Annotated in this window: 2 protein-coding genes; both read left to right on the top strand. The window is 72.8% G+C overall.

Going from position 1 to position 4,548, the window contains the following annotated elements:
- Positions 1-171: 171 nt before the first annotated feature.
- On the top strand, positions 172-2,706 hold the full coding sequence (locus ACWD2L_RS40115) for a helicase-associated domain-containing protein (protein ID WP_451193695.1): 2,535 nt from the start codon (positions 172-174) through the stop codon (positions 2,704-2,706).
- A gap of 63 nt (positions 2,707-2,769) precedes the next feature.
- On the top strand, positions 2,770-4,413 hold the full coding sequence (locus tag ACWD2L_RS40110; RefSeq protein WP_351342958.1) for a DNA repair helicase XPB: 1,644 nt from the start codon (positions 2,770-2,772) through the stop codon (positions 4,411-4,413).
- Positions 4,414-4,548: the final 135 nt, after the last annotated feature.

Genomic DNA, 4,548 nt, shown 5'->3' with positions numbered 1-4,548 from the left:
GATCCCCGCGTTCTACAACCCGCCGGCCGAACTGCCCGGCGCCAACGGCCAGCCCCGCCGGCGTTTGAGGCGGCCTTTCCAGCCCCGCCGGCGATTGAGGCGCGGGGTCCGGGGCGGAGCCCCGAGGGCGTAACGCCGGTGCGGGGGGTGAAGGCCGCTAACGTGGGTGGGATGAGCAGCGACGAGCAGACGACCGCGGCAGCACCCCGCTCCCTCGCGGAAGCGCTCCGCGCACGCGACGACGGATCCCTCGCAGCGCTCCTGCGCACCCGCCCCGATCTGCTCGGCCCCGTGCCGAACGACATGACGCAGCTCGCCACCCGCGCCGGCACCCGCGCCTCCGTCATCCGCGCCCTCGAGCGCCTGGACCGCTACACCCAGCAGGTGGCGCAGGCCCTCGCCGTGGCCCCGGACCCGACGACGTACGAAACGCTGGAATCCCTCCTCCCTGGCGAGGACTCCGCCGCCGCGCTCCCCCGCGCCGTCGCCACCCTCCGCCGCCAGGCCCTCGCCTGGGGCGGCGACGACCAGCTGCGCCTCGTCCGCACCGCCCGCGAACTGCTCGCCCCCACCCCCCAGCACCCGTCCCCGACCGGGCTCGGCCCCACCGTCGCCGAGGCCACGGCCGGGATGTCGCCGGGACGCGTGCAGGAGATCGTCGCGGCGGCGGGCCTGCCGTCGACGCACGATCCGGTCTCCGCCGTGGCCGCGCTCACCGCCCTCTTCACCGACCCGACCCGTATGTCGGCACTGCTCGACGAGGCGCCGACCGAGTCCATCGACGTGCTGAACCGGCTGGTCTGGGGCCCGCCGTACGGCCAGGTCACGGCCCAACCGGCGGCGCACCTGCGGTGGTTGCTCGACCGCGGCCTGCTCGTGCCGACCAACCCCGGCACCGTGGTGCTGCCTCGCGAGACGGCGCTGCACCTGCGCGGCCGCCGCGCCCACCGCACGCTCGAACCGCTCGCACCGCCCCTGCGGGAGAAGGCGGCGCACCGTCCACAGGTTGTGAACGCGGCGGCGGCCGCCGAGGCGTACACGGCGGTGACGACCGTCGAGGAGCTACTGAAGGACTGGGACGAGGGCGGGCCCGCCGTGCTCCGCGCGGGCGGCCTCAGCGTCCGCGACCTCAAGCGCACCTCCGTCGCCCTCGACAGCACCGAGCAGACCGCCGCCTTCTGGGTCGAACTCGCCTACGCGGCAGGCCTGTTGGCCCCCGACGGCGAGGCCGACGAGCGCTACGCCGCGACGCCCGCGTACGACGAGTGGGTGCTGCTGCCGCCCGCGGAGCGCTGGCAGCGGCTCGCGGCGGCGTGGCTGCCCGCGACGCGCACGGCGGGCCTGGTGGGCGGCCGTGACGGCAAGGACAGGACGCTGTCCGCCCTCGGCCCGCACCTGGACCGTTCCGCGGCTCCCGAAGTACGGGCCCGGGTCCTCGCCCTGCTGCGCGACGAACTGCCGGAGGGCACCTCCCCCGAGCCCGACTCGGTGATCGAACGCCTCACCTGGGAACGCCCGCCCGTCTCCCACCACCGCCCTTCCAACGAAGGCGCTGCGCGCCCCTCTTCCTCCTCCCCCGCCACCCTCGACCTCCGCACCCGCCTCGCCCACTGGACCCTCACCGAATCCGAACTCCTCGGCATCACAGGCCGCGGAGCGCTCTCCGCGCACGGCCGGGCGCTGCTCGACCATCAAGCCCCTGCGGCGATTGAGCAGGCTTTTCAAGCCCCGCACTTGGACGAGAGCCCGCGGGGTCCGGGGCAGAGCCCCGAAACCGCCCGCGCCGCGAAGCTCCTTGCGCCCCTGCTCCCCGAACCCCTCAGCCACGTCCTCCTCCAGGCCGACCTCACCGCGGTGGCACCCGGCCCCCTGGAACGCCCCCTCGCCGACGCCCTCTCCGTCCTCGCCGACATCGAGTCGAAGGGCGGCGCCACGGTCTACCGCTTCACCCCCGGCTCCGTCCGCCGCGCACTCGACTCCGGCCGCACCGCATCCGACCTGCAAGCCTTCCTCACCGAACACTCCCGGACCCCCGTCCCGCAGCCCCTCGCCTACCTCATCGACGACGTCGCCCGCCGCCACGGCCACCTGCGGATCGGCGCGGCCTCCGCGTACGTACGGTGCGACGACGACGCCGTGCTCGGCGAGATCATGGCGGACAAGCGGTCCGCGTCTCTGCGCCTGCGCCGCGTCGCGCCGACCGTCCTCGCGGCCCAGGCCGACCCCGGCACGCTCCTCGAAGGCCTGCGCTCCATGGGCTTCGCCCCGGCCGCCGAGACCCCCGAGGGCGACGTCCTGATCGCCCGCGCGCACGCCCACCGCACGCCGCCCCGCACCGCGCCCGACCCAGTCCCGGACGGCCCGCCGCTGCCCGACGACACCCTCGTCGAAGCGGCGCTGCGGGCGATCCGCGCGGGCGACGCCGCCTCCACCGCCCCCCGCAAGCAGGCCTCCGCCCATCCCAGCAACGGCGAGCTGCCGCGCACCGGCTCCGCCGAGACCCTTGCCACGATGCAGGCCGCTGTCCTCACCGGCGAGGCCCTGTGGATCGGCTACGTCAACGCGGAGGGCGCCGCGAGCCAGCGCGTCATCGCCCCCGTCCGCGTCGAGGGCGGCTTCGTCACGGCGTACGACCACACGGCCGACGAGGTCCGTACGTATCCGCTGCACCGCGTGACGGGGGTGGCGGAGCTCTCCGAGCAGTGACGCCCCCTGCCTGCCGGGATGCGGCACACTGGACGTTTGGCCCGTGCGGAAGGAAGTGCGTACGTGAACGGTCCACTCATCGTCCAGAGCGACAAGACCCTGCTCCTCGAGGTCGATCACGAGAAGGCCGACGCCTGCCGCCGGGCCATCGCCGCGTTCGCCGAGCTGGAGCGGGCTCCCGAGCACATCCACACCTACCGGCTCACGCCGCTCGGGCTGTGGAACGCGCGGGCCGCGGGGCATGACGCGGAACAGGTCGTGGACGCGCTGGTGGAGTTCAGCCGCTACCCCGTGCCGCACGCGCTGCTCGTCGACATCGCCGAGACGATGGGCCGCTACGGTCGCCTCACGCTGAGCAAGCACCCGGCGCACGGCCTCGTACTCACCTGCACCGACCGGCCCGTCCTTGAGGAGATCCTCCGCTCGAAGCGGGTCCAGCCGCTGGTCGGCGCCCGCATCGACGGCGACACCGTCGCCGTGCACCCCTCCGAGCGCGGCCAGATCAAGCAGACGCTGCTGAAGCTGGGCTGGCCGGCCGAGGACCTCGCCGGATACGTGGACGGCGAGGCGCACGAGATCGCGCTCGACGAGACCGAGTGGTCCCTGCGCCCGTACCAGAAGCAGGCCGTGGAGAACTTCTGGCACGGCGGGTCCGGTGTCGTCGTCCTCCCCTGCGGCGCGGGCAAGACGCTCGTCGGCGCCGGCGCCATGGCCGAGGCGAAGGCGACCACGCTGATCCTCGTCACGAACACCGTCTCGGCCCGTCAGTGGAAGCACGAGCTGATCAGGCGGACGTCGCTGACCGAGGAGGAGATCGGCGAGTACAGCGGTACGAAGAAGGAGATCCGCCCGGTCACCATCGCCACGTACCAGGTCCTGACGACGAAGCGGAAGGGTGTGTACCCGCACCTGGAGCTGTTCGACTCCCGCGACTGGGGCCTGGTCGTCTACGACGAGGTGCACCTGCTGCCCGCTCCGGTCTTCAAGTTCACGGCCGACCTCCAGGCACGCCGCCGGCTGGGGCTCACGGCGACCCTCGTACGCGAGGACGGGCGCGAGTCCGACGTGTTCTCGCTCATCGGCCCCAAGCGGTTCGACGCTCCGTGGAAGGAGATCGAGGCGCAGGGGTACATCGCGCCCGCCGACTGCGTCGAGGTCCGGGTGAACCTGACGGACTCCGAGCGGCTCGCCTACGCGACCGCCGAGGCCGAGGAGAAGTACCGGTTCTGTGCGACGACGGCCACGAAGCAGAAGGTGACGGAGGCGCTGGTCCGTAAGCACACGGGTGAGCAGACGCTCGTCATCGGCCAGTACATCGACCAGCTCGACGAGCTGGGCGAGCACCTGGACGTGCCGGTGATCAAGGGCGAGACGTCGAACGCGGTCCGCGAGAAGCTCTTCGAGGCGTTCCGGCAGGGCGAGATCAACGTCCTGGTGGTCTCCAAGGTCGCGAACTTCTCCATCGACCTGCCGGAGGCGACGGTGGCGATCCAGGTGTCCGGCACGTTCGGCTCGCGCCAGGAGGAGGCGCAGAGGTTGGGCCGGGTGCTGCGTCCCAAGGCGGACGGCCATGAGGCGCGCTTCTACTCGGTCGTCGCCCGTGACACCATCGACCAGGACTTCGCGGCGCACCGCCAGCGCTTCTTGGCCGAACAGGGTTACGCCTACCGAATCGTCGACGCGGACGAACTCCTCGCGGAGAACTGACCGGCCCCCCGTTCCTACGCCACGGAGCTCCGCCCCGGACCCCGCTGCTCAATCGCCGCAGGGGCTTGATTATCAAGCCCCTGCCGCGACTGAGCAGACCCGCCCAGCAGGACTTGAGCTATCAAGCCCCTGCCG

It is taken from the genome of Streptomyces sp. NPDC002754, from assembly GCF_053592315.1.
This window is presented reverse-complemented; position numbering and strand designations above follow the sequence as displayed.